At 59.5% G+C, this 25,651-nt stretch carries 22 protein-coding genes and 6 pseudogenes; 7 read left to right on the top strand and 21 right to left on the bottom strand.

Translation table 11 applies throughout. The features are described 5' to 3' along the window. Positions 1–159: 159 nt before the first annotated feature. Positions 160–1,604 (top strand): annotated as a pseudogene (locus tag BRA1417_RS39625) (aldehyde dehydrogenase family protein). Between the two features lie 58 nt (positions 1,605–1,662). On the opposite strand, the gene BRA1417_RS39620 reads toward BRA1417_RS39625, so the two are convergent. From BRA1417_RS39620 to BRA1417_RS0108940, 3 genes are all read right to left on the bottom strand, one after another. Continuing rightward, positions 1,663–3,015 (bottom strand): PLP-dependent aminotransferase family protein, encoded by a 1,353-nt coding sequence (locus BRA1417_RS39620; RefSeq protein WP_063628379.1) that lies wholly within the window; start codon positions 3,013–3,015, stop codon positions 1,663–1,665. A gap of 163 nt (positions 3,016–3,178) precedes the next feature. Continuing rightward, positions 3,179–4,171, bottom strand: coding sequence for an AraD1 family protein (gene araD1 / locus BRA1417_RS0108945; RefSeq protein ID WP_027515543.1), 993 nt, complete (start codon positions 4,169–4,171; stop codon positions 3,179–3,181). An 11-nt stretch (positions 4,172–4,182) separates the two neighbouring features. Continuing rightward, positions 4,183–5,334 (bottom strand): hypothetical protein, encoded by a 1,152-nt coding sequence (locus tag BRA1417_RS0108940; protein WP_027515542.1) that lies wholly within the window; start codon positions 5,332–5,334, stop codon positions 4,183–4,185. 1,028 nt (positions 5,335–6,362) lie between these two features. On the opposite strand from BRA1417_RS0108940, the pseudogene BRA1417_RS46130 reads away from it, so the two are divergent. Beyond that, a pseudogene (locus BRA1417_RS46130) lies at positions 6,363–6,578 on the top strand (transposase); the annotation flags it as partial. 721 nt (positions 6,579–7,299) lie between these two features. Here the strand turns inward: BRA1417_RS46130 and BRA1417_RS0108920 are convergent. Then, positions 7,300–7,668, bottom strand: coding sequence for a phasin family protein (locus tag BRA1417_RS0108920; RefSeq protein WP_245286343.1), 369 nt, complete (start codon positions 7,666–7,668; stop codon positions 7,300–7,302). A gap of 302 nt (positions 7,669–7,970) precedes the next feature. Between BRA1417_RS0108920 and BRA1417_RS45320 the strand changes: the two are divergent. The 3 genes and pseudogenes from BRA1417_RS45320 to BRA1417_RS41645 all read left to right on the top strand — a co-directional run. After that, positions 7,971–8,266: pseudogene (locus tag BRA1417_RS45320) on the top strand (hypothetical protein); the annotation flags it as partial. Between the two features lie 1,578 nt (positions 8,267–9,844). Next, positions 9,845–10,219: a DUF6119 family protein gene (locus BRA1417_RS0108900; protein ID WP_027515536.1), complete on the top strand. Its 375-nt coding sequence runs from the start codon at positions 9,845–9,847 to the stop codon at positions 10,217–10,219. 143 nt (positions 10,220–10,362) lie between these two features. Further along, positions 10,363–11,445: a restriction endonuclease gene (locus tag BRA1417_RS41645; protein WP_051448287.1), complete on the top strand. Its 1,083-nt coding sequence runs from the start codon at positions 10,363–10,365 to the stop codon at positions 11,443–11,445. Positions 11,446–11,773: 328 nt separating this feature from the next. On the opposite strand, the pseudogene BRA1417_RS45315 reads toward BRA1417_RS41645, so the two are convergent. The 10 genes and pseudogenes from BRA1417_RS45315 to BRA1417_RS0108835 all read right to left on the bottom strand — a co-directional run. Next, positions 11,774–12,085: pseudogene (locus BRA1417_RS45315) on the bottom strand (transposase); the annotation flags it as partial. A gap of 66 nt (positions 12,086–12,151) precedes the next feature. After that, positions 12,152–12,976, bottom strand: a complete 825-nt coding sequence (locus tag BRA1417_RS0108885; RefSeq protein WP_027515535.1) for a ThiF family adenylyltransferase — start codon at positions 12,974–12,976, stop codon at positions 12,152–12,154. After that, positions 12,973–13,575: a hypothetical protein gene (locus BRA1417_RS39600; RefSeq protein WP_198034797.1), complete on the bottom strand. Its 603-nt coding sequence runs from the start codon at positions 13,573–13,575 to the stop codon at positions 12,973–12,975. Before BRA1417_RS39600 ends, BRA1417_RS0108885 begins: the two co-directional genes overlap by 4 nt. A 1-nt stretch (position 13,576) precedes the next feature. Further along, positions 13,577–13,951, bottom strand: a complete 375-nt coding sequence (locus BRA1417_RS39595) for a hypothetical protein (RefSeq protein ID WP_035968396.1) — start codon at positions 13,949–13,951, stop codon at positions 13,577–13,579. Continuing rightward, entirely contained in the window at positions 13,948–14,274 is a 327-nt protein-coding gene (locus tag BRA1417_RS42220; RefSeq protein WP_084462136.1) for a hypothetical protein, read from the bottom strand. Before BRA1417_RS42220 ends, BRA1417_RS39595 begins: the two co-directional genes overlap by 4 nt. Before the next feature lie 118 nt (positions 14,275–14,392). After that, positions 14,393–15,025, bottom strand: coding sequence for an ImmA/IrrE family metallo-endopeptidase (locus tag BRA1417_RS0108865; protein ID WP_198034796.1), 633 nt, complete (start codon positions 15,023–15,025; stop codon positions 14,393–14,395). A gap of 77 nt (positions 15,026–15,102) precedes the next feature. Next, positions 15,103–15,420, bottom strand: a complete 318-nt coding sequence (locus BRA1417_RS0108860) for a helix-turn-helix domain-containing protein (protein WP_256379225.1) — start codon at positions 15,418–15,420, stop codon at positions 15,103–15,105. Between the two features lie 1,168 nt (positions 15,421–16,588). Then, positions 16,589–17,028, bottom strand: a pseudogene (locus BRA1417_RS0108850) (IS5/IS1182 family transposase); the annotation flags it as partial. A gap of 11 nt (positions 17,029–17,039) precedes the next feature. Further along, positions 17,040–17,240 (bottom strand): hypothetical protein, encoded by a 201-nt coding sequence (locus tag BRA1417_RS0108845; RefSeq protein WP_027515530.1) that lies wholly within the window; start codon positions 17,238–17,240, stop codon positions 17,040–17,042. Positions 17,241–17,709: 469 nt separating this feature from the next. Beyond that, on the bottom strand, positions 17,710–18,153 hold the full coding sequence (locus tag BRA1417_RS0108835) for a YbgC/FadM family acyl-CoA thioesterase (protein WP_027515529.1): 444 nt from the start codon (positions 18,151–18,153) through the stop codon (positions 17,710–17,712). 888 nt (positions 18,154–19,041) lie between these two features. On the opposite strand from BRA1417_RS0108835, the gene BRA1417_RS44675 reads away from it, so the two are divergent. Both BRA1417_RS44675 and BRA1417_RS0108825 read left to right on the top strand, forming a co-directional pair. Next, positions 19,042–19,263 carry a hypothetical protein gene (locus tag BRA1417_RS44675; protein ID WP_198034936.1) on the top strand — a complete coding sequence of 74 codons (222 nt, stop codon included), beginning with the start codon at positions 19,042–19,044 and terminating at the stop codon, positions 19,261–19,263. Further along, complete coding sequence (locus BRA1417_RS0108825; RefSeq protein ID WP_245286151.1) at positions 19,241–20,887, top strand: recombinase family protein; 1,647 nt, start codon at positions 19,241–19,243, stop codon at positions 20,885–20,887. Before BRA1417_RS44675 ends, BRA1417_RS0108825 begins: the two co-directional genes overlap by 23 nt. Here the strand turns inward: BRA1417_RS0108825 and BRA1417_RS45310 are convergent. The 7 genes and pseudogenes from BRA1417_RS45310 to BRA1417_RS0108790 all read right to left on the bottom strand — a co-directional run. Continuing rightward, positions 20,866–20,979: pseudogene (locus BRA1417_RS45310) on the bottom strand (acyl-CoA thioester hydrolase); the annotation flags it as partial. The gene BRA1417_RS0108825 and the pseudogene BRA1417_RS45310 overlap by 22 nt on opposite strands. Before the next feature lie 38 nt (positions 20,980–21,017). Then, positions 21,018–21,935: a metallophosphoesterase gene (locus BRA1417_RS0108815; RefSeq protein ID WP_027515527.1), complete on the bottom strand. Its 918-nt coding sequence runs from the start codon at positions 21,933–21,935 to the stop codon at positions 21,018–21,020. A gap of 129 nt (positions 21,936–22,064) precedes the next feature. Then, complete coding sequence (gene ruvB, locus BRA1417_RS0108810; RefSeq protein ID WP_027515526.1) at positions 22,065–23,117, bottom strand: Holliday junction branch migration DNA helicase RuvB; 1,053 nt, start codon at positions 23,115–23,117, stop codon at positions 22,065–22,067. Continuing rightward, positions 23,114–23,644 (bottom strand): hypothetical protein, encoded by a 531-nt coding sequence (locus BRA1417_RS0108805; protein ID WP_027515525.1) that lies wholly within the window; start codon positions 23,642–23,644, stop codon positions 23,114–23,116. The genes ruvB and BRA1417_RS0108805 overlap by 4 nt, the downstream gene beginning before the upstream one ends. After that, positions 23,641–24,258 (bottom strand): Holliday junction branch migration protein RuvA, encoded by a 618-nt coding sequence (gene ruvA / locus BRA1417_RS0108800; protein ID WP_027515524.1) that lies wholly within the window; start codon positions 24,256–24,258, stop codon positions 23,641–23,643. The genes BRA1417_RS0108805 and ruvA overlap by 4 nt, the downstream gene beginning before the upstream one ends. Next, positions 24,255–24,782 (bottom strand): crossover junction endodeoxyribonuclease RuvC, encoded by a 528-nt coding sequence (gene ruvC, locus BRA1417_RS0108795; RefSeq protein WP_007599969.1) that lies wholly within the window; start codon positions 24,780–24,782, stop codon positions 24,255–24,257. The genes ruvA and ruvC overlap by 4 nt, the downstream gene beginning before the upstream one ends. Before the next feature lie 71 nt (positions 24,783–24,853). Continuing rightward, a complete protein-coding gene (locus BRA1417_RS0108790; RefSeq protein ID WP_027515523.1) occupies positions 24,854–25,600 on the bottom strand; it encodes a YebC/PmpR family DNA-binding transcriptional regulator in 747 nt (248 codons plus the stop codon). Positions 25,601–25,651: the final 51 nt, after the last annotated feature.

The raw sequence follows: 25,651 nt of genomic DNA, 5'->3' as shown, positions 1-25,651 counted from the left end.
GAACGCTACTGCACATCTTCCGGGCGGTCAATTATTACTACAGCTCAATTATACATTGCTATATCCCAATATGTGTGAAAACAGAATTACACCGGAATTTGGTTTTTGCCCAGTTGCTCGTCCCCGCAGGGCGCCCCCTCCCACATGGATGGACACGAGATGACATTGAATTACATCGCCGGAGAATGGACCGCCGCAGCGGATGCTGCTGCCAACGTGAACCCTTCGAACACGAACGACATTCTCGGGGACTATGCGCTTGCGTCACCCATCGACGTCGAGCGAGCGATCAACGCAGCATCCGAAGCGTTCCGGAATTGGTCACGATCGACCATCCAGACCAGGCACGACTGCCTGAATGCGATCGCGACCGAGATCCTCTGTCGCAAGGAGGAACTCGGGCGTCTGCTCTCCCGTGAGGAAGGCAAGACACTCCCGGAAGGGATAAGTGAGGTCACGCGCGCCGGACAGATATTCCAGTTCTTCGCCGGTGAATGTCTGCGCCTCGCAGGTGAGAACGCGCCGTCGGTTCGTGCGGGCGTGGGCGTCGAAATCACGCGAGAGCCGTTGGGTGTCATCGGGCTTATCACGCCCTGGAATTTCCCGATCGCAATCCCCGCCTGGAAGATCGCTCCTGCACTGGCTACGGAAACACGATCGTATTAAAACCGGCGGAATTGGTGCCGGGATCGGCACACAAATTAGCCGAGATCATCGCCCGCTCGGGGATCCCGTCGGGAGTGTTCAACCTCGTGATGGGGCACGGCTCGATCATAGGCGAAGCCATGCTGAAGAGTTTCAAGATCGCGGCCATCTCGTTTACGGGTTCGGTCTCGACGGGAAAACACGTCGCCCGAGCATGCATGGCCTCCGATCCAATGAAGAAAGTTCAACTCGAGATGGGCGGTAAGAATCCCATGGTCGTGCTGAACGACGCTGATATCGACGTTGCCGTCGAATGCGCGGTGAACAGCTCCTTTTTCTCGACCGGTCAGCGTTGCACCGCCTCGTCTCGCCTGATCGTAACGGATGGCATCCACGACGCTTTTGTTGCTGCGATGACGAAACGCATGATATCCCTCGTCGTGGACGACGCATGTAAGACCGGGACGCATATCGGTCCGGTCGTCGATCAACGCCAGCTCGACCAGGATCTACGCTACATCCGCCTCGGCCAGGATGAAGGAGCGAGGCTCGTCACCGGAGGCGATCTGTTGAAACGAGATGCGCCCGGCTTCTACTTGTCTCCCGCGCTCTTCACGGACGTTGACAACGGAATGCGCGTCGCTCGCGAGGAGATCTTCGGGCCGGTGGCGACGGTGATCCGCGCTAGAAGCTACGAAGAAGCTCTCGAAATTGCGAACGATACACCGTTCGGGCTGTCTTCCGGCATCTGTACGACGAGCTTGAAATACGCGGGCCACTTCAAGCGCAACGCTGAGGCCGGGATGATCATGGTGAACCTGCCGACGGCGGGCGTTGACTATCACGTACCGTTCGGCGGTAGAAAGGGCTCGTCCTATGGACCGCGCGAGCAGGGCCGCTACGCCGCCGAGTTCTACACGACGGTGAAGACGTCCTATTCCTTCGACGGGACCGTCTGAAGCATAGCGATCGCCGACATCGGCAATCGGACCGGAGTGCGCCCGCCGCATTCCGGTCTCAGATGATGGACATATCCGCTGCGTGGCCGATCTCAAGCGCACTGGCCAACTGCCGCAAGGCCCATTCGAGGTCTTCGAGCCGCTCGGGAACGCCGATCGAGATCCGCAAGCCGGAGATCAGCGTCGGATCAACAAGGAGAGCGGACGTGGGCGTGGTGATCACGCCACGCTGCAGCGCGCGTGCGGCAACCTGTTCGACGGATTGGCTCGGAAGATCGAGCCAGACATGAAAGCTTGTCGGATGACCTGCCCGGACGTACGGACGCAGAATCTGCGAAGCGAGCTGAACCCGATTTTTCGCTTCTTGGATCAGAGACTGGCGAACCCTCGCAGCCGTGCCGTTTTCGATCCACTCGGAAGCGATCATGGATGAGATCGGGGAAGCCATCCAACAAGTTGCCCGCATGGCCTGATGAATGCGGGGAATGTATTGCTCCGGCACCACCAGCATGCCCAGCCTGAGGCCGGGCGCCAGGCATTTGGAGAGGGTGTTGACGTAGAACGTCCGCTCCGGCGCCAAGGATGCCAACGGAACGCTGGCCTCGTCAAGAAAGCCATAGGCATCGTCTTCGATGATCAGGATATCGTGCTTGCGCGCGATCCGAACGATTTCCTGCCGACGCGCCGCACCCATGATCGCGGCGGTCGAACTCTGCACGGTCGGCATCGTGAACAGCACGCGCGCGACGCCGGACGCCGCCGCCTTCTCGAACGCGTCCGGAACGAGGCCTTCCTCGTCCATAGCAAGCCCGACCAAATCGAGCTTGGCGAAATGAGCGTAGGATTTCATGCCGTGATAGGTGGTCGCCTCGACGAATACCTTGTCTCCGGGCTGGCAAATCGCGCTCAGAGTCTGAGAGATACCGTGCAGCGCGCCATTGGTGATGACAAGATTGTCGGGTGATGTGTCGAAGCCCGTCTCGCGCAACAACCTGGCAAATTGATTGCGGTGGTCGAGTACGCCCGATTGCGAAAGGTAGCCGACGTAATTTGAGATGTCGCTGGGAAAGGTCCAGGTGCTCTCGGCAAGGACCTTCGGCAAGATGGAAGGACCCGGTATGTTCAGGCTGAGGTCGACGACCCGCCCGCGCGCCTGAGAGTTCTGTCGTTGTTCTGCGACGAAAGTCCCTCGGCCCACGTGACCGACGAGCAAGCTCCTGCGCTGCCCCTCCGCGTAGGCCTTGATCACGGTACCCACGCTGAGACCAACACGCTCGGCCAAGTGGCGTTGCGTCGGAAGCTTCGTCCCGCTCGCAAGCGTCCCTGACGAAATGTCCTTCTCGATCGCCTCAAGCAAACGGAGAAAGGCCGGGGCGTTGCCGGGTTGTATTTCGGGGTACCATTTTTGCATTGTAGTCGCTTATCTTACAGGACCTCCACTTCCGAAGCCCAGCTCGCGATCGCGAATTTGGGCGAGAAGTTGCTGATTTTCAACAGATTTGAGAAAGCCGGCCGGCCTGGCCATTCCCGAAGTGAAGTGGCCGGCCGGCTTCGCGAACGCCCCACGTACCCCGCTACAAGACCTTAACAGAAATAAGCTCCGTCTTTTCGTCGGCGATCATCGGATTACGCAGCGGCCGACCGAAGGCCTCGGCTTCCACCTCGAAGACGTCGCCGCTCTGCGGCATCACTCCTGAAGCGAAGCTCAAGACGCTCGCACCGAAGAAGTGCACGTGCACATCGCCGGGCCGACGAAAATGACGATACTTGAAATGATGGTGCTCGAGGTTGCCTATCGCGTGGGACATGTTGTCCTCGCCCGAGATGAACTTGGCGGACCAGACCGTCGAGCCCGACCGCGTGACGCGGACGCTGCCGTTAACGTCATTCGGCAGTGGACCGAGAAGGACCTCTGGGCCGTAGGAGCACTGCCGCAACTTCGAATGGGCGAGATAAAGGTAGTTGCGCTGCTCCATCACGTGATCGGAATATTCGTTGCCAAGACTAAAGCCCACGCGCAACACTTCTCCGCGATCGCCGATGACGTAGAGGCCCACGACCTCCGCTTCGTCTCCGCCATCTTCAGCCCATGACGGCAGCCCTAACGCATGTTCAGGAGGCACTGCCCATGAACCGTCTCCCTTGTACGCCCACTCGGGCTGCGCCCCGATGGTGCCAGGGCTCGGCTTGCCGCCGTCGAGGCCGAGTTTGAACATCCGCATCGTGTCGGAGAGATCGGCAGCGGCCAACTTCGCATGCATGGCGTCGCGCGACTCGGCGCTTCCGAGATGGGTCAGACCCGTCACCGAAATGATGCAGCGGGAAGGCTCCACATGATCAAGCGGCGGGAGCAGTCTCTTCTCGGCGATGAGTGTATCGTAGTCGACTTCTCCCTCAAACCCGCGTTCCGAAACAAGTTGTTCCAGAGACGCGCCCCTACGCGCGGCTTCGAGTGCGAGGTCGCGGACGCCCGCCGCATTCCTGACCACGATCGGCTCGGCACCATTCTTTAGGATGGCGCCCACCTGCCGACGTCCCTCCGCAGTATTGAATTGAAGCAATCGCATTACCGGGCTCCCTAAACGTCGGACGGTCGCAGGCGACCGCTAAGGATGTGCAGCGCCTCGAATAGGTAGTAGCTGCCGAAGATCAATTCGGCGTTGTTGATGAAATCCTCGGGTCGGGAATCTTCTCTCTTGTTGAAGCACCCCTCGACCAACATGCCGAGGGACCTTCGGTCGTCGGACCGTACCGGCGTGAGATAGCCTCCCACTAGCGCAGTCGCGGCCTTCTCCGCGGCGTCGCGATATTTCCGACGCAGGCTCTCGGATGGCGCGATCGAGCTCAACTTCAATAAGGTCGACGCCATGAAGGCGGTAGCAGCGGTGTCCCGTTCCGTGTTCGGAGCCGCGGGGTCATCGAAATCCCAGTACGAAACGCCGTCGGCGGGTACGTGGTCTATCCACCAATCCGCCCCCTTCGTTGCGGCGGCAAGCAAGCGCTCGTCAATGCCGCCCGAAAGGCAACTGATCGTCGCGCCCAACACGCCCCATGCCTGTGCCCTCGCCCAAACGCTGTTTGCGCCGTAACCCTTGTGGGTGTAGCGCTCCAGAAGCTCTCCCGTCTTCGGGTCGAGTTTCGAGGATTGGATGAAGGCGCCATCCTCGCGTTGATGAAGCGCGAGCACCCTGGATGTGTGACGCGTAGCGATGCCCTTCATCTCCTCGTCACCGGATTCCCGCGCCGCCCAGAAAAGCAACAGGGAAACCACTAGGCTGTCGATGCTGCTCGCCGTCGCGCCGACATGCGCGCCCTCTTCTGCTTGGGCTCCCAACGGAACCAGACCGAGCGAAGGATCGAAACGTCGCTTGAGGTCGTTCGCCGCAGCGAGACCCATTGCGCGAGCGGACTCGCTCCCCGCAAGCAGCGAACCCAGTCCGGCGCCATAGTAGAAGGTAGCGGCTTTGAAGGCCGTGTCGGCGGTCACCCGTGGCGCGAGGCGCGCACAAACGGTCTCGGCCAGGCGACGATATCGCTCACCGCACCCATCTCGGGAAATCAGCCACAGCATTCCGAGCCAGTAACCACCCGTCCAATCCCCATTTTCGGTCGTCCGCCATATGCCGGTATTCGGATCGGCCCAATGAGGAAATCCCTCGCCTACCTGTCGGGCCGTCCCATCGATGCGCTCTTTGATGAGGTTGATCGCCTCATCCCAGCTTCTAAGCATTTCTCGTCCTCATAGATCGCATTGGCGCTGTTCCCACTGGAGCGGCGCATGGCAATCCTAAGCTTGCATGAATTTTGAGATAGTTCAATTGGCATTTGAGATAGTCCATATGGCGGACTTAAGCTGAAATACAAGAGTTACTGCACCACTAATGGGGACACAAGGTGGGGAGCCCGTCTCGGCCGTTGAAGGCGCGGCCCGATGGACACCCGTACAGGCGTGGCCATGCCCTCAAGCACCTCCAGGCAGCCGTTTGAGAATCGCGGCAGAAATCCAAAAGGTGGTGCCAACGCGCTACATTGAGGACCCGCGCGAGGGCATGCATGTCGATCAGCGCAGTTCCGCGCTCCTCGCTCGCGAGTCGCGACCGCTACATTTAGGACCGACATAGTTCAACTGCGCATCCTGCGGAGCTCCGGTCGTTCTTTCATCATCAGCAACGAGCTGGTTTTTGCCGAGACGAATTCTTTCGACCGCTCGTGCATTCCTGCCGATTAGCACGCAGCAGGCGGTTTCGAACTGACACGTCCGCCCCTTGTCCATGTGATCCGGTGCCCCTTGTGGAACCTACGCGGCGGACGCCGGATCTTCTTTCTCGCCGCTTGCTACGATCCTTGGCGCACGCGGCACAAACGCGCCCCGAAATGCCACCAGCGGCAGATCCCAGATCTGAGTTGACACGGTTAACAGGTCGACGGCCGACGAGGAGCTTTCAAGCGGCCGCACGCACCATCGGCACTGGTGAGATGGAATTTGCGCTTAGGATCTGTTGAGAGGCGTTCTTCCTAAGGGGAACGTCCGTCACTGTTTGGCATCGGTCTCCCGCTTCATCTATGATTGATCCCGATTTGAATGACCGTCATCGCCTCGAACTCTTCGTTCGGCGCAGGCGCGTCTTCGCGGGGAAGGTCGTTTGCGAACAACTGTCCCTAATATCCATTTTCTCTTGCAAAGACACGCGATGCAGCGGAGCTACCCGCGATCAGAGGCTAAATCCCGAACCTTGGTCGCATAAAATGTCGCGACACACGTTATGGATGGAGCGCCTCAACGGCGAGATCAAGCGGCGGACCGAGGTGGTCGGCATCTTCCCCAATGAGGATGCGATCGTCCGCCTCATCGGAGCCATCCTGCTCGAACAAAATGATGAATGGGCCGTCCAGCGCGCCCGCTACATGACGCTGGAAACCATCGCCCCATTGAGCGATGATCCAACCGTCAGCCTTCCGGCCATCGCCAACTGACCGGCCCGGCCCTTGCCGGCGAACGCGGTGATCCACCGCCAGCTACACCACGCCAGGGGACACGATCGCTCCTAACTTCGGCGCGCCTTGGCAGTTCTTCTGGCGACGCTTGAAATCCATAAATACCTGATCCGCCGCCACCTAAGCCGGCACGGATGGGCGAAGGCCGCGGGAGTGGTAGGCGCGAACCGGAAGGGGCCGCGGCGATACCGCCGCCAAAACGGGACCGCTGAACGGTCGATCTGCTGCGGAGCGACCCGCGGCCAAGGCTCTGATCTGGATCGTTTCAAGACGTCGCGTACCAGCCGTCAGGAAATGGAATGAAGGGCCAGTGCGTGTTTTCGGCACTGTCGTTCGCGGCGGCGGGTTCGCTCGAAGGTGTAAGATCGGAGGAGCAGTCCTCCACCTCAGCCACCTCAGCGTCACTCGCCAGGCTGCGCGCGGCCCACCTCAAATCGATTTGCATGAACAAAGCTCCCCACCGGAAGCGCAATCACATTTGCAGAGTTCTCAAAAATCCACATCAAGACTTAATCACCCGACAAGATATCGGGTCGCATTGGCTAGCGATAGGAGCGCGAACCTGACCTAGTTGGCGGCCAGCGCTACTCAAGTGTTGCCGCGCTGCGAAACGGAGTTTCAGGAAAACACGTGGAGATCGCCCTGAAAGAACCGGCCGGATCTCCCTCTTGAACGAACCTGGATGTGAATTGAGTGCCGCTTAGTTGCCTCGGTGAAGGACCTTGGCGACGCGCTTCTTGAGCGGTTCGCCGGTTGCGGTTGCAAGCTTCTGGGTAAGGTCCCACAAGTCCTTGCTTTGGACGGATGCGCTATCGAAAGTCTTGCACGTTTGCACCGCAGACGAAGTGACGACATCCGCTGCCGACTTGCCTTGGACGAAGAAATCGATCGCAGAGGCGGTATTAAGGTTCGAGATCTGGATGACCTTGAGCCCGTAGTGTGTCGCGCTCCTGGCATTTCCCGAATAGGTCTCGCGCAGCGCTTCAGCCATATCCTCTGACGCGGCTTTGATCTTCTCGCAGCCCTCTCGCGCGTGGGCGACGCCCTGCTCGGAACAATCACGGAGCACACCGAGCAACGCAAGATCCGAACGGTGGCATCGCGAAGCCGTTTGTTCCGTTCACTTCAGCTTTCACTCACAGCTGCTGTCTCCAATTCTCAACTCGAAGTGATTTCCCGAAAGGCTGGTTGCGCCACAGTAATTCGTAGTGGAAGTTTTTCCGCCTCAAGACCGGTCAATTTTGATGAGCTTCAATCCAGTCCCGATACCACTATGTCCAACGACAGGAGAGCTGTCCGTTCGCCTTGCGACTCTCGACAACAAATCTTCGGAGGATGTTAATACACACGATCGTCCGATCAACAGTATGCTTGCAGCGCCGTCGCGTGCGAGTCACTTTGTTTCCACGATCACGAGCCAGCCCTCGATCATCGCCGACGAGCTGCGCCGCCAGGCCGACGTGTTCACCGGTCTTGTCGAGCTCCAAGCTAGTATCGGCCGCAATCCCTCTGAACGCTCGGTTCCCCGTGAGCGCGAGTCGCGCCATCGCCCGCAGCAGATCCCCGAGCGTCAGAGCATCGCGGGGCCGAAGGAAGGGAAAGCGTTCCTGAGGACTAATCCTGAGCGAGACTGCTGCGGCAATTCAGAAATTGCTAAGACTTGGTAGCCAGCGCACTTGGTCGTTCGTTCAAGCTGCGTGCCGCAAAATGAGCTTGATGAATGAGCCCGGCATTTGCGCCGGGCTGATCGCCAGTAAAGTTCAGGTGCTGGGCAAAGGACCAACTAGGGAGGATCCTGAGCGGTCGTCGCTTCGGTTTCTGACAGGCATGCCTACTCAGGGCCCTTCGCATGCATGTTGCTGGGCCCAGCACGGCTCATGGCGCTGCACTCGCTCACGCGGAACTGCGCAATTGCGCGCGCGACACGCCGCACAGAGTAGCATTCGAAACTGACGTGAAGCCTAAAGCGAAAATAGTCCGCTTTGACCCGGAACTTAACTCGCTGCCGCTGAACGACAAATTTAGTTATGCGCAGTAATCATGATGACTCCACCGCAATATTAAAAACTAGGGTTGGGGAAAACCAGAAGCAGGGAGTTTTCGATGGAAGCTAGGCGCCGCTTTCGTGCGATGGCGTTGCTATGCCGACAGGCCGCCGTGCGTGATCCCGAGAGAAGCTGGAAGCTGCTCGCAGAGGCAGAGTACTGGGAGCATCTGGCGGCTTCGGCTCTAGCTCACTGAGCTTCGGCGTAGCGAATTGGCCGACTACTTAACAAACTAGGGGCAGGTAATGTCAGGTACTCGTCAGGTTTATAATTGTGCGGTTCTGCGTGAACGTCTGCAAACGATACTGGCGGAGCTTAGAGAAGTCGAGAAGCTTCGAAACAGAGTCCGAGATGTACAAGCGAGATCACTCGTCAGGAGACGGCGTGCCAAACTGAGCGGCAGATCAAGAGCGGTTTGAAGACGACGCTAGGTCGCAACCCGAACATTGGGCTGGTTGGGCTCGCACGCGTAAAGTCGATATGCGGATTGCGAGCCATCATGAAAGCTAACATCCTTTGGGAGCAAGGCTTGCGTCTCCATCCCCGCGAGTAAGACGAATGCTTGCAGGAGCTGGTCCGCATCGTTGATGCTCGTGCGAGCCCTGCCGCAACGGCGACGACAGCTGTTGGTACACGAATAGATCAGGGCGCCGTTCTCCAGGAGAACCATCTGAGCGCCAACCGCTCCCAGTCAGAATTGCGTCCTTTCATCCTAGCATTCAGCGGGTTTGAGTATCGTTGATGCGCTACGTGGCGTACGCCGTAGATTTGTCCGGAGTGGCAGTCGGCATCTACGAACTGGAACATGCGGGCGATGATGGAGCAAGGCACCGAGCGGAGAAGTTTCTCGACGCGTATCCGACGTAGAATGGGACGGAGTGCGGCGCATTGCGCGGCTCACCGGTCCAGCAGCCGAAAGCGGCGACTGATTGCAATTGAGACGACGAGCCCCTCCGCCCCCAATCGGTGAAGCACCTGTATCGAGCCGGCATCGTTGATAACGAATAGCTCTCAGGTTGCAACCCTATTTAGGGTATTGAAGAGCGGCTCATTTGAAGTAAGTAGTGTTTTCGAGGCGTACGACCGACCTCGATCAGATCGACCATGCATTGATGGCCGCGGCCTTGTTTGGAATTGCGCTAAAAGGGCCTGCCAAAGCCGGAAGGCTCTTGTTGGCCAGGCGCCCGCAGTGCCGCCGACATGGTTCGGTTTTGTTCGAGGGTTTGCAACGGGTGGGCTCAGCCGCTGGTCAACCAGAGCAGTGCTGCGCTGCTATTTCTGGAGGGTGACCCCTGTGATTTTCTCTCCGCGACCAAGCAGTTCATTCAGTTGAAGGATAGGCACTCCTCAGCGCCGATCAATCTCTTATGGGTTCAGGGCGTCGTCTCGGCTGAGTCCTTCGTGCGTGATCAGAAGTTTGGGGTCGCAATCTTGCCCGACGGACGTTCGAAGCCAATTCCAAGCGAATTCACTGTGGTGTTTGGGATCATGCGGGACAGGTACAAGAAATCCGGAACTCTCAGCATCCCATTCTTCAGCAAAGTCAGTCCTCGGGCAGTTGCTGATCGGGTGTAATTGATGGGATTTCCGGTTGAGGTTCATCTGATCGAAAGACTTTGAAAGTGTTCAAACCGTCCGCTCGAGTTCTCGGCGTTATACGGCCGTCGCCGCCGGCTTAGTTCAATCGCAATGCTGATGACAGCACATTGGAGGCCAGGATGAAGTCTCAGTTCCGAGCGGAGGAACTACGCAGGGATCGCGAAATCGTAGTCATCGGGGACTCAGGTGCAGGGAAGACGGCCCTGTTTAGGAGGCTTCGCAACGCGGAAGACCCATTCCAGGAATACAGCACGCGGAGTATGATAACAGCTGACATAGGATTGCCTGCCCTAGAGGGCAGCGTTTCAATCCACGACATTCCCGGCGACTATGCGGCGTCGCGGCTGAAATCCAGCCTAAACGGGAAAGAAGCCATCGCAGTCGTGGTCGCCGTGGATCTGGCGCATCACCAAGATGGATCGTTGGGTGATTCAACACGTGGTTGGCTCGAGGCCTTTTCGGCAGCTTCAGAACACACATCGGTATCGGTTGCTCGCAGACTCCTCGTCTCGACGCGGGAGGATATGGGTACGAGCAAACACAACGTCGACCGGCTTGAAAAGCTGGCGAAAGAACTGGGGTTCGATTTTGTGTTCCGTACTAGCGCCAAGACGGGAGAGGGCGTCAACGAACTCCGGAGCGCTCTCGCAGAGGTCGTTGCCCAAATAGCCAAACACCCGGACGCCGAGATCGCTTCTCCCGTCGCGCAAGTAGTTCGCGCGATGGCTGCTTGTCTATGCGAACTTGTTGCACGAAATCCTCGCATTCTGGAGCAAATTGAGTGGCGCGATCTAGAAAGGGTGATTGCCACCGCTGTAAGCGGAATCGGGTTTTCGGTGGAGCTAACGCGGCCTGCTAAGGATGGCGGCAAGGATGTCATTGTACGTTGCGTCGCTGGAGGCATCTACAAGGTATTCTACATTGAGATCAAGCATTGGCTACGCAACCGTTCTGGAATGGATGACGTGACCTCGTTCGTTGAGGTCAATGCGCGTGATGCCACCGATGGGGGATTATTCCTGTCGTCCTCAGGCTACACGCAAGAGGTCTTCGCTCAGTTGGGAGAGATCTCACGTCAGCGAGTGAGACTTGGCGACAGCCCAAAAATCAGCTCGTTATGTCGTTACTATGTAAAGCAGAAAGGTATATGGCACTCGGAGCGCCCACTTCCGGATCTCTTGTTTGAGGAAACATTGGGTTGACCGGGATGGGCTCGCGGCCGCCAATCAGCGCCCGCTTGTCGGCCAAGCGGCTCATGACGGTCCGCATCCCTGGACGAAGTTTCACTGCCGCGTCTGCAGGGACGCCATGCCGAAGCTACGTCCAATCAGATATTGCTGCAGCCACGCGTGACGATGTGGGCTTTTTGAGCGCACTCGACCCGATACGCGGTTGGCAAAACAGCCCCGATAGCGGTGTAACGCACCCATTGTGCGATCGTGAGTAACTGGCGGGCAGCCGCTCCGCATCTCCTGGATGTGTCATTCGGCTTGCAAAATTGGCTCTGACGCAAATTTGGTGCAGCACTGGTCATGTGGCGCCGATTAGCCGAGCCTGTAGCAAGTCGAGCTTGGCGCGTCCGTACATTTGGCGTTTGACCAGTTTGAGCTTGGTGATCTGGCCCTCGGTCTGTCCATTGGACTATGACGTCGTGATCGCTGCGCTGACAGCGGCCTTGTCCTTGATGACGCCATTGGCAAAAGACATGACGAGGCTTGCGCGCGCTCGTTCCAACCATGGTTCAAGCTCTACGTGAGCCTTCTTGCGGATCATCGCATGGAAAGCAGCTATGATCTCTCGAGCTTCCACCAGAAGAGGAACGCCTTGCTCGATGGCCGCAAGGTAGCCCCGGAGCGCGGAGCGTGTCGCCGGACTCAGGGCTCTATAGCGTGGTCGCTGAGCCGCCCGCTACGCTCGACGAATGTCGAAGCCGAATTCGCCGAGACCGTTAGTCCCCCCATGATGTGGGCATACTGGTAACAGCGGGAAGTAATCTGGCTGTTGGCTTCGCGAGACGGTTTGAGCATTACCGTCGAACTCCAGCCACGTATAGTTTTCTTCTGCGGAAAACCACGGCGTAAAGAGCTTTGCGAATGCACCGACAGCAAACGAGGCTAGCATGCCGTTCGTCCAAACCACTTGCGGGTTGATGCCCACGTCGCCATAGCGATTCTCCTCTTGCGCCAACTTGTCGGGAGTCAGGAAGCCCAGGCAGCGCATGCACGGATTGCCCGGTAAGGTCATGATCATCTGCCCTGCCACCGCAAAACTGGCATCATGCAGTCTGGTCACGTCCATTCCGATATCGATGTATGGCAGACCAAAACGTCGCGCGGCGGTCTCCAAATAGTCGCGCTGCTGATAGCCGTCGACGCACCCGAACAGGACGTGCGCATCACGGATCAGGTCGTCCGCCTCCTGCCACTTCGCTTGCCTGGAGGTTACTTTCGCCCATGGCCGGATGCCAAGGATCATACGGGTGGCGATCTCTACTTTAGGGCGCTCGTGATCGACATCGTCCTGAGTGCCGCCAATCAGGCGGTTTAGGTTACTTGCTTCGATCTCATCAGGGTCAATTAGCCGGAAATGCCCGACGCCAAGATGGGCGAGCTGCTGCGCGATGTGGGAGCCACCTCCGCCAAGTCCGACGATAGCCACTCGCAAATTCGCGAACAGCGCTTCGGAATGTGCACCGAGGAAGCTCTGGCGGCTAAAATCGCGGTCGTTTGTCATGCGAACAAATCTGTGCTGCCATCGGCCGCGGCGCGCCCCACAGTTGAGCGCGTGCCAACAATGTTGAACTCATCGATGTTCTTCACTTGGGTGGGGGCAGTCCATATGCGTCCGGCGACAGTCTTGTCGTTGAGAACGACTGCGCCATGCGGCATCTGCGGGCAAACTTTAAAGAAGTCAGGCACGAACTTGGCTTGTTCGCGCAGATCGGTGGCGCTGAACCACAACCGCGCCGAAGGGAAGTGCATATGCACATGGAAGACGCCGATGCCTTGCAAGAGCGCCAGCTCTAGCGCCTTGCGGAGTGCTTCCTGGCCGATCATCGCGCCGACAGTATTGTCGCGCACATACTCGTCATCAGCGACCGGATAATAGTTCTCCGCGAGCAAAACCAGGCCATCCGCACCGGACGCCGCGCGCACGGTAATGAAGCCGACCCGCTCATGCGCGAATGCATGGGGCCGGGATAGATCGCGCCTTACCTCCTGAATAAACGAGCTCGTGGACCGAAATGTCGCGTATGCGCGACGTTCAACCTGCCTTTGGTCTGCAGGCGACGGGGATGAACGACCGAATAGGCCGGAGAGAAGCCGCCACATGCTAGGCTGCCTTTCCCTTGCTCAGCGCTGAGAGATGCGCGGCAAGAATATCGACATATGGCTGGTCTGCCGGCACGTCCTTCCAGGAAAAGGTCGGCCAGTTGCGGCCGAGCAGGTACGCCTGCTCGTTCCAGTTCAGGCCTTCGCCGCCCACGTTCGCGGCCAGATAAAGCTTCGTGGGATATGCGGGGTTGTCGTGGTTGAGGCAGAGGATCGCATCCATGACGTGACTGCTTGAACCGACCCTGAAGCGAAGCTTCTCCATATAGATCAACTTTCGCCATCCCTCGGTTTGGAAAGACACCACCCCATCGCACAGCTGCGCGATGGGCCGGAGACTTTCATCGAGGCCGTCATTGGTCGACCCGGTGCTCATGATGAACCGCCCTTACGCGCATGACTCATGAAGCGCATGCCTTCCTTCACGTCGATGCGAGCCTGGTCATCAAGATCGACGAGCCCTGTCGGAGTAATCTCCGCCAGCACCTTGGCGGGGTCGACACCAACTTTATCCTTGAGGTCGCTAACGAGCCAGTCGCCCTCCCGTACCGACTTGTTGTGCCCATCAACCTCGATGTGGACGTTGGGACCGCCGTGACCCGGGTTTCCGGAGCCGCCGGGATTGCCTCCGCCTCCGGCGTTTCCGCCACCGGAATTCCCGCCCCCATGGCCGGAAGTGTTGTCCTCGTTGCCGCTCATGACTGATTCTCCATCCAGTTTATACGTCCCGCGTTGTCTCGCGCGTCAATCAGCGGATACGCTTATTGACGTATCATAAGCCGGCCTGCAGGAGAGTCAATGGTAGCTAACGCATTGATCAGGTGAACAGATTGCCGATTGCCTGCTCCCGACCGAGGTGGCCAAGGATCTTCAGACGAACCGTTGCCGCCTCCCGAGAGACGGCGAACTCACTCACGACAGCCTGAATCAGCGCTTCACCATTGGCACCGCCAGGCTCGCACGCGCCGTAGATGTTGCGTGCGTGCTGAACGCCAGCAACAATCTTCTGGAGGTAGGATTTCGGCATCAGCGCTGCCCCGGAAACGTATCCTGCCTGCCATTCCATCCAGTCAGTCTTGCTCGCGGAAATCATTGTGTCCCGCTTGCAATAGATAGCGTTGGGCTTCCGCTTGCCATCCACCGGTAGCTGGCGCTGCTCCAGCCCAAACAGGTAGGCGTGCAGGATCACATGCCCATATTCGTGGGTGAGGGTGGTCCGCAGCCGGTTCTCGAACCTGTGGACGTCATTGGAAATCGAGACCCTTGGCTTTCCAGCGCGGGCAAACTCGGTGACGCCTTCAACGCCGGCGCCATACATGGTCAGGTCCGCATATTGGTCCAGATCCGTAACGTCCCGCTCAATCAAGGTCGTGATATCGTCAGTCGAAATAGGAAACTCGACCTTGCCGTGCTTGCTCCGCAGGTGGTCCGCCACGAGCTTTTCAAACATGGTATCAAGTTCGGCGGGCTCGTAATGAGGCCTCTCCCGAAAACCATGCATCGTGTCGCGGACGTACCTCAAGCTGCCTATTCCTTCAGTTTCTTTCGAAAGGCGACAAACGCCTGATTGATCTGGTCCGGTGTCGATTTTCTTACCAGTTTTCTGTCCTGCTCCGGCAGCATCCCGATCACGCCGTACAAGGCAAGCGGATCCATTTTTAGAACCTTTGCAAACTCGCCCACCAAATGGTCCGAGGACGGGCTTCTGCGATCGTGTTCGATGTCGTTCAAGTACTGCGGCGTTATCGCCTCGCCATCCTCCTTCACGATCTTAGTGGCGAGTTCCTTTTGGCTCATGCCCTTCCCCTTGCGCGCGGAGGCAATGGCACGTCCAAAGGACGACATATCTAGACCCATACTATAGAACCTCTTCGATTTTTTGGAAGCTTATCAGCTAATTAGCTGATTGTCACCCATGAAATAGCGTTGGGAGCCGCAGATGCTATCGCTAGAGTGACATTTTGGGTATGCTGCCAGGTGGCCCCGCTCGTATTGCGACCGTAAGAAATTCTCAGTGGAAAGAACAATTTGTAAGCGCAGCAATTCGATATGGGGGTCTTGCGAAAATGGAGACATACACCAGAAGGGTCAGGGAGAGTATGCTTCCGCTCTCCATCGCGGACACATTGCCGAAAGCTTTCGCTGAATGGCGCTTCACGGGTCTGACTCATGACCATGACGAGATTGCGAAACTTGCGGCCTCTGCGGGCAGGAAGGCCTGAGATATCATTTCGAGATTCAAAACGGCTTCACCAACCATAGCCTTGATGTCGGCTCGCACTGCATTCTTCAGTTTAACGTTGCCGTCTACGAGAATGGCCGTCGGTTAACGCCGGCGGACGCCAAACGGCAACTCGACAGGCTTGTTCAGAAGATGCGGTTGGATTCCTGCATCCGAGCGCTGGAGAGACTGGCTCGGGCGGAGAACTCGCAAATCCTTACCGGTGCGCTGGAGTATTATCGAACCAACAAGAAACTGACCCCGGGAAGCAAGCCTTTGTCGTGTTTTGGCGATTGCGCAGGAACCGTATCGACCACGCCCCTTCGTTCTTCAACGTCACGCTAACAAAGAAGCGGTACATGGACGATCTGGCTGCCATGGAGACAAACAAGGTACATTATTTCTGGCGCGCTCTTACTCCAAGCCAGCGTAAACATGCCGTCGCGTTGGGGCATACCGCGCCGATAGGCTAGATCTCAATTGGAACTTCAATACCCACCTGCACGGCAACAGGCGTATAGATGTCTATTTCCTGCTGAGGCGTGTAAATCGAGACAATCAAGGAATAGCGGACCGATTTGCCATAGCGCCCTTCCTTTTTTCGCGTGCGCACCAACCCACAGTCGGATGGATGGCGATGTGTCCGCGACGCGCCAGTTCAGCCGCACTTCCGTGCCGAGTGTTCGAATGGATAGAGCCGTTTGTCGGCTTTCCGGTGCCCAGCTCCCAAAATCCTGTCTCTCCTGCGTGGTCCTCGTCGTAGTCCTCGTCGCGGTCGTAGGTAGTCGTCCGTTAAGAAGCCGTATCGAGCGGGAGTGGACGGTCAAGCGTATGCGATAGCTGGATCAGGAAGAGGCACAAGAGTTCTCTGAGCCAGGCGAGGACCGGCGGAAGTTGTGGCCGACTGCTGAGAGCACGACGTTGGCGGCGTCGCCGGCGCGGCCTTTGAGATAGCAGCGGCCAAGGTGACCTTCGGCCTTCAGATGTCCGATGATGGGCTCGATGGCGGAGCGGCGCCGGAGCTCGCGCTTGATGGCGCCGAACACGCCGCGCTTCTGGCCCGAAATGAAGACACGACGGGGATTTTGCGTGTCGTGGCCGCGATATCCCTTATCGACATAGGCCCGCTCGATCGGACAGCCGGTGAGTGCCTCGGTGCGGTCGATGACGTCACGCAGGGTATGACCGTCGTAGGGATTATCAGGCAGCGACCTGGCGTGCAGCACGATCATGATGCCGCCTTCTAGCGCTGGTGACCGAGTCGGATTCCAAGCTTGACCGCCTTTTGACGGAGTGAGCCTTCGGAGCGCTTTGTGAGCTTCGCGATTTTCGCAACCGGAGTCTTCGCTTTCGAATGAGCGCGCAGCTCCTTCTCGTCAGCCTTCGTGTATTCACGACGCACAGGTTTCTTCTTCGTAGCCGTCTTCTTTGCCTTCTTCGCCACTCTTAGCTCCTCGATTCGAAAGTGGGCGTACTAGCACAGCTACATTAAGGCGCAACTCTCCATCAGTTGACCCTATCCGCTGGTCCGATGCGTGAACTCGCTCAGATGTAAGTTTTGCCGGCGATTTGATGCCGGAGAGATTCGTTATGTGCCCGAAGTTCAAGCACGCATTAATGCGGTGCTGGCGCGGGTATGACCACCGGTGCTGCCAAATTCATCCACGGCGAGCGCGGCATCCAGACGTTTGGAAAGGCCCGGGCGCTGGCGCGCCTTCACGCCGACCTTCGTCTTTTCTTTGCACACGGGGCCAAGTGAGCACGGGCACGGCGTGCTGCGAGCTTGCCCACAGCGCATCCGGTCTGTCCGATTTGCACGCTACAGCGCAGAGGAGTTATGCGCCTCCGATCCGCGGCGCGACGCACCTCTTCGTTTGTCGCCGGACGGCCAAGGCTTGAATTACGAGCAGATTTCATTTATGCCCTTCTATAGCAAGCCGCAGCGCGTTCGGGATACGCTGCGCTTTTCCGCATGAGATAAACGCCACACGTACACGCGCCGTGACCAAGAGATCCTCTGCGCGCCTGCATTCCTGCAGTAAGGTAATTGACGCGCCTCTCACCTCTTGCGGGAGAGTAACGACGTCAAGCACGTCGTCCAAGACTGCCGGCCTTAGAAAATCGATTGTCATCGACCGGACGACAAAGGCAAAGCCGGGCGCATCGTTCCGCGCCTCTTGCAGCAGCGCGTGCTGACTGGTTCCGAGCAGGCGCAAGTAATTCGTCCTGCCGCGTTCCATGAAGCGTAAAAAATTTGCGTGATACACAATTTGGCCGGAATCCGTATCTTCGAAATAGACGCGGACCTGCATGTGATGGCGTCCATCGCGAATTTCGCCGTCAAGAGAGGCTGTCACAGTGCGATTCCCCTTGTTGGGTTTTTGAGAACTCGTTCTCCGGCACGGACGCTCTTTTCCAAGCAATCATCAAAATCTTGGGCATTGCAGCGCCCTCTCGTTCGCGCTGTGCGCATCGGGCGGGCAAGCGCCGAAGGGGTTCTCGCCCGCAGTGCTGGTACGTTGTTCGATATGATATTTGGAATGTTAGGGCAGGTCCAATAGCAGTCAGCTGCTTTGGCGTCGTCTCCCGCAGCGGTGCAGATGACCGCTCCGATGGTTGCCAGGAGTTGGCAGAGGATTCGCAGTCGCAGGCGCGCGAGCAGTTAGATCCATCCGGTCCCAGAGTCGCAGGCCAGTGGGTCGGTGCGACTCCGACATGCCTTGCGTCCCATTCAATGACGTTCGTCGTGTAATGACTGCGAAAACGGATCGTCATGCCTATGAACCGGATCAATCGGATGTCTCGCACCCTCAGACACAAGTATTTCTACTCCGCTTTGCTTAGCAAATTCCCTCCGGCTTACGATTAGCTTCGCTAGCGACGCGCTCGCGCCCTACATTCGAAGAATCTCATTTTCATTCACGACTGCAACAGTCAACATGAATAGACTCGCCATTGCCAATTGAGACTTCCATGAGAGCTGCGGGAGCAAAAGTCATCCGTCGCCCTGTCGTGACTCTTGTCAGGTCATGGCGCTTGCCGACTGAGGCTGCTGCCGGATGGCGATCCGCATCAGGCGAAAGCCGAATGCAGGGGCTTCGATCGAGCCTCCGAACGGAGCATGCGAACGCCGCACGTGATCCCAGCCGCCTATTCATAGCGCGCGGTAGAAATTTACGGTAGCTTGTGAAGGCTTGGCTGCAATGCCTATCCGAATCCACTCGCCTCGGGGCCAAAAGGCGATCATGCGACCGCTTGATCCTTCTCACCTGCAAAGTTGGGACAATCCCAACAATGAGGAAATTTGGCTTGAGCTGGCGCGTGCCATTGGACGGCAGCTTGCGCGGGATGAACAAGGCGTTTCGGGGCAGTCGATAGGGGAACGGGATGGCGACACGATCACAACAAAAGAGGGCCGCGATATACGCTCGCTACTCGAGCGACATGCAAAAAGTGACCTCGATTGACGGTCAGCTATTACTCTGCCGGAAGGTCGCCGCACGCAATAGCCTCGATGTCGTTGGTGAATTTGTCGACGCTGCAAAATCTGGCCTTACCGAAGACAAGCGCGATGGCTATCAGCGTTTGCTCGAAGGTGTGCGAAAGCAAGACTTCGACGTGATCATCGTCGAGCATTTCGACCGCTTGTCGCGCGATCCCGCCACAATCCAGCGGCTCAAGCAGGTGTTTGAGTTCAACCGCGTTGAGCTGATGGATCAGAAGGGCGTTTATGCGACGGCGACTGACATCAGCATCGCAAGTCTCTACAATACGATCTACAAGCCACAGCTCGCCGACAAGGTTCGGCGCGGGCACGATAACGCTGTCAGCAACGGAAGAATTCCCGGCTCATACGCCTATGGTTATCGGCCAAGGCCGGGCGCGCCTGGCGAGCGGATGATCGATGAGAGCGAAGCGAAGATCGTGCGCCGTATCTTCATCGAGTATACGTCGGGCCGTTCAACGCGAGATATCGCCGCCGATCTTACCCGCGAAGGCGTGCCCACGCCTGGGGCCACTCGTCATAAGAACAAGGCTGGTCGTACCACCTGGAATCATCAGTGCATCACTGGCGGCCGCCATGGTCGCGGCATTGTCGGCAACGAACTGTATATCGGCGAAATACATTGGAATGTTCGCTCAACAATTCTCAATCCGGAAACGCAGAAGAAGCAGAAGCGCCGCAATCCTGAAGAACGCCACATCATCGTCAAAAACGCCGAGCTGCGGATCGTTCCCCAAGCGCTCTGGGAGAGAGCGCAGAAGGTTCGCAGTGAGCGCGCTATCCACCTGTTCGGACCTACCGGCAAGCCGCGGCGCCGACCCGTGGTCCCGCGCAACAACGAGCATCCGCTTGCAGGAGTCCTTCGGTGCGGCGTTTGCTATGGCCATATGCGAATCGCTCAGTCCTCCCGGAATGGTGGACCACGCGCCGCATGCGCCAACGCGCATCAGCGAAGCACCTGCGAGCATACCCGCAGCTTTGATATGGACGTTCTACTGAAGGACGTTGCGGAAAAAATGGAAGTAAGATTGCTTTCTCCGAAAGCCATTGAAGAGGCGATGCGTGCCTGGAAGGAGGAGCAGAAGAGAAATCCGCAAAAGACCAGCGAACGCTCTAACCTAGAGCGTCGGTGCCATGTGCTGAACACTGAGATCGAACGCTTGTCATATGCGATCGCGAACAGCCGTCGCAAGCCGGATGAGTTAGTCAAGCGGATAGATGAATGTGACGCGGAGCGGGAAACTCTCGAGGAGCGCCTGCGGTTGCTCGGCAACGGTGGCGAAAACGTGATCCCGTTCGATCATCCGAGGTTTGGTGACCGATATTGTTCGGAGGCAAAGAGACTGGTCACCGCGCTCAAGACAAATCCGAAGGCGATCGAGACTCGTGTCGCTTTCCGCAACCTGCTCAACTGCATTATAGTGCATCCGGCGCGCAAGCGGATGCCCTACGAGTACACCCCGTACTTGAACGCCGCAGCCCTTTTCAGCCCGCAGCTTTTCCCAGAAAACTGTCCCAAAACAGGGAACATCAGCACGTTGAGCTGTTACGACAACGTCCAGTCTGAGAAATCCGTGTCCTCGTAGTAGACGCGAACCTGCATGTGGTGGCGGCCGTCGCGGATCTCGCCGTCGAGATGAGCTGTCACGTCACGACCCTCTTCGCTTTCGGTAACCAGCCCGTTTTGCGCAAAAACGGCCGGCTGCGCAAGCGCGGCTAGACGATCAAAGGCCCCCGTCCCAGCCTGACCTCGACGATCTCAGGCGGCACGCCGACGCGGAGCGGCATGATGCTGCAACCGAGGCCGCCGGAGATGATGACGTCGCACTTCAACCTGACATGACCATAAGCGAGCCGGAGGCCGTGCTGCGGCGGAACCGCCGGCGACCAGCCGAGCAGGCGGACCTGGCCGCCATGGGTGTGGCCGGACAGTTGCAATGCGACGCGGGCGGGCACGCGCGGCGCGATATTGGGCTCATGCGCGAGCAGGATGATCGGCGAATCATCGGTGACCTTGGCAAGCGTCGCGTCGAGATCGTCGGCGCCGAAGCGTCCCGTGCTCCGGAAGCGTCGCGCCGGCAGAAAGGCGAGCTGATCGCCAAGGCCGGCGAGCCAGAACGCGCGGCCGTCCTTGGCAAGCCGCACGACGTCGTTCTCGTAGACGGGAATGCCGGCCGCCTCCAGCGCGCGATGCGCGACCGTCGGCCCGTGCCCGGCCTGCTGCACGGTCCTGTCCGCCCAATAATCATGATTGCCCATGACGGCATGGACGCCGAGCGGCGCTTTCAGGCCGGCCAGCACCTTGGCCCATTCGCTGGCCGGAATGATGCGCGTGACCTGGTGCAGGCCGGCGACATAGTCGCCGAGCAGCACGATGATATCCGCGTTGAGCGCATTGGTGCGATCGACGATGGCCTCGATCCGCTCCAGCGACATCCAGGGATCGCAGGCGTGGATGTCGGCGATTACGGCGATCTTCAGCGGGAAATCCGCCGGCCATTGCCGCGGGGTTGGATGATAGCGGGTGACCCGAAGCCGCAGCATCGGCTCGACGCCGACGCCATAGGCCGCGGTCGAGACGCCGAGGGCGGAGAGGCCGCCGATGGAACGGAAGAAATGACGGCGCGTGATCATGGCAGCCCGATCGTGATGCAGTTTGTTGATGCGACCCTATTGGAGCGGAAATGGGGTGCGTTTGTGCAGACCCTCTGCACGAGATGACCGGAAATTCATGACGGCCCGAGCAGGCTGCACTTGCGCAGATCAGTCGTCGCTCTCGTCGGTGCCGAACAGGCCGAACTGTGCCGCCGCATCGCGCGAGGGCTCGCTGATGCCGAGGTGGCGGAAGGCGTGCGAGGTGAGCAGGCGGCCGCGCGGGGTCCGCTGCAGATAGCCACACTGGATCAGATAGGGCTCGATGATGTCTTCGATCGCGTCGCGTGGCTCGGACAGTGCGGCGGCCATCGTCTCGACGCCGACCGGGCCGCCGCCATAGTTCTGCGCGATGGTCGTGAGGTAACGGCGGTCCATCGCGTCGAGGCCGGCGGCATCGACCTCGAGCGCGCTCAGCGCGTGGTCGGCAATCTTGCGATCGATCCTGTCGGCATCGGCCGCCGAGGCAAAATCGCGCACGCGGCGCAACAGCCGGCCGGCGATACGTGGCGTGCCGCGCGCGCGTCGCGCGATCTCGTTGGCGCCATCCGCGCTCATGCCGACGCTGAGCACGCGTGCGCCCCGGGTGACGATGCTCTCAAGCTCTTCGATCGTGTAGAAATTCAACCGGATCGGAATGCCGAAGCGGTCGCGCAAGGGATTGGTGAGCAGGCCGGCGCGCGTGGTGGCGCCGACGAGGGTGAATTTCGACAGCTCGATCTTCACCGAGCGCGCCGCCGGGCCTTCGCCGATGATGAGGTCGAGCTGGAAGTCCTCCATGGCGGGATAGAGCACCTCTTCCACCGCAGGGCTGAGGCGATGGATCTCGTCGATGAACAGCACGTCGCGCTCTTCGAGATTGGTGAGGAGTGCTGCGAGATCGCCGGCCTTGGCGATCACCGGGCCTGACGTTGCGCGAAAGCCGACGCCGAGCTCCTTGGCCACGATCTGCGCCAGCGTGGTCTTGCCGAGGCCGGGGGGACCGACGAACAACACGTGATCCAGCGCCTCACCGCGCTTGCGCGCCGCCTCGATGAAGATCGAGAGGTTCTTGCGCGCTTGCTGCTGGCCGACGAAGTCGGACAGCGATTGCGGGCGCAGCGCAGTGTCGCCGACATCATCGCTGCGGCGCTCGGGCGTGACCATGCGGGGGGGAGTGCTCATGCGGGCAGGATAACACGGTGCAGCGGTTTCGCGAGCCACCAGCACAGGCTGGCCGGGATGACAGCGACGATGGCGAGCATGGCGGAAAGCTTCAGCGCCTTAGGCGCGGAACGGACGCTCGGCAAGATCACCGCCGAGGTTTCGGCGGGCACAACGAACATGCCCAACCCGACGAAGCCGGCGGCGGCCACGGCTGCGGCGAGCCACGCCATCCAGATCATGTTGAGGTCGGCGTAGACCGCGGCCAGCGCGAATAGCAAGCCGGCGGCGACTGCAGGAAGGAACGAGGCGAGAATCGTGGCGATGGCCAGCAGCACGATCGCGACCGAAACCAGGGTGCGCAGTGCCTCCAGCTCGAGGAGCGCAAGAAACATCTGCAGCACCGCGGCACCGAGCATCGTCACCATCACCGAAACCAGCGCGGCGACCGTCAGCGGCCCCACAATGGAGAAGATCACGACGATACCGGCCACGCGCGAAAGGCGACGAAAAACAACGGCGACGGGATTGGCGCGGGCCGCACTCACTTCGACAGCTCCTTCAGGCCCAGCCGGATGAGCTGCGCAGTCTCGGCGCTCTCGCCCGCGCTGCGCGAGGCCGATGCGATCGCGGCCGCCGCCTGCGGCTGGCCGTAGCCGAGATTGACCAGCGCTGAGATCGCGTCCGCCACGGGCCTCGGCGCGCGCTGGTCGTCGACGGCGCCGGCGAGGTGCACGACCGCCGGATCGACATTGGCGAAGGCCGGCGCCTTGTCCTTCAGTTCGGTGACGATGCGCTCGGCGACCTTGGGGCCGACGCCGGGCGTGCGCGCCACCGCGGCCTTGTCGCGCAAGGCGATCGCGTTGGCGAGGTCGGACGGCTGTAGCGTGCCGAGCACGGCGAGCGCGACCTTGGCGCCGACGCCTTGCACGGTCTGGAGCAGGCGAAACCATTCGCGCTCCTGGTCGCTGCGGAAGCCGAACAGTTTGATCTGGTCCTCGCGAACATAGGTCTCGATCGACAGCACGGCGGCCTCGCCCGGCGAGGGCAGATGCTGCAGCGTGCGCGTCGAGCAATGCACCTGATAACCGACACCGCCGACGTCGAGGATGACGAAATCCTCGCCGTAGGAATCGATCAGGCCCTTGAGCTTACCGATCATAAGCCGGCCACCTTCAGCCGCAGCGCGGTGCTCTGGCGATGATGGGCGTGGGTGATGGCGATGGCGAGCGCGTCGGCGGCGTCTGCGGACGGCGGATCGGCCTTGGGCAGCAAGATCTTGAGCATCATCGCGATCTGCTGCTTGTCGGCGTGGCCGGCGCCGACCACCGTCTTTTTCACCTGGTTCGGCGCGTATTCGGCAACGCTGATGCCGAACATCGCGGGCGCGAGCATGGCGACGCCACGGGCCTGCCCGAGCTTCAGCGTCGCGACGCCGTCCTTGTTGACGAAAGTCTGTTCGACCGCGGCTTCCATCGGCTTGTGACCGGACAGGACAGCGGCCAGCCCCTCATGGATCGCCAGCAGCCGGCTCGCCAGCGGCAAATCGTCCGGCGGCTCCACCGAGCCGCAGGCGACGTAGATCAGGCGGTTGCCCTCGGCCTCGATCACGCCCCAGCCGGTACGGCGCAGGCCAGGGTCGATGCCGATGATGCGAACGGGGCCACGAATCGGGAGCGTCGTCATGGGCCAGTGATAGCGGCTGGCCGCCGTGGGGGAAACAGAAACAGAACGGAAGTAACAGGGGAAGTGGCCCCCTACCCGCCCATCTTCGCCAGCAGCGCGTCCGACACCTCGAAATTGGCGTAGACGTGCTGGACGTCGTCGTGCTCGTTGAGCAGGTCCATCAGCTTCAACAGCTTCTCGCCGGTCTCGTCGTCGACCGCGACCGTGTTCTGCGGCTTCCAGATCAGCGCGGCCTTGCGCGGCTCGCCGAACTTGGCTTCCAGCGCCTTGGCGACGTCGCGATAGCCTTCCGTCGAGGCGTAGATCTCGTGGCCGCCTTCGCTCGAGATCACGTCGTCGGCGCCGGCCTCGATCGCGGCATCCAGCACCGCATCGTCGGAGGCGACGCTGCGGTCGTATTCGACGATGCCGGTGCGGTCGAACATGAAGGACACCGAGCCGGTTTCGCCGAGATTGCCGCCGGACTTGGTGAAGAAGGAGCGGATGTCGGAAGCCGCGCGGTTGCGGTTGTCGGTCAGCGCCTCGACGATGACGGCAACGCCGCCAGGCCCGTAACCCTCGTAGCGGATCTCGTCATAGTTCTCGCCATCATTGCCGAGCGCCTTCTTGACCGCGCGCTCGATATTGTCCTTCGGCATGTTCTCCTGGCGCGCCGCGGTGATGGCCGCACGCAGGCGCGGGTTCATGTTGGGGTCGGGCGTCCCCAGCTTGGCCGCGACGGTGATTTCCCGCGCCAGCTTGCCGAACAGTTTCGACTTCTGGGCATCCTGCCGCCCCTTGCGGTGCATGATGTTCTTGAATTGGGAATGTCCGGCCATGCGTGATCTTCTCTAGGGGAATCGTGCGCCAAGGTGAGCGTGGGAAGCGCG

It is taken from the genome of Bradyrhizobium sp. WSM1417, from assembly GCF_000515415.1.
Lineage (GTDB): Bacteria > Pseudomonadota > Alphaproteobacteria > Rhizobiales > Xanthobacteraceae > Bradyrhizobium.
Note: the sequence above shows the minus strand (reverse complement) of the source record. Positions and strands in the feature narration are given on the sequence as shown.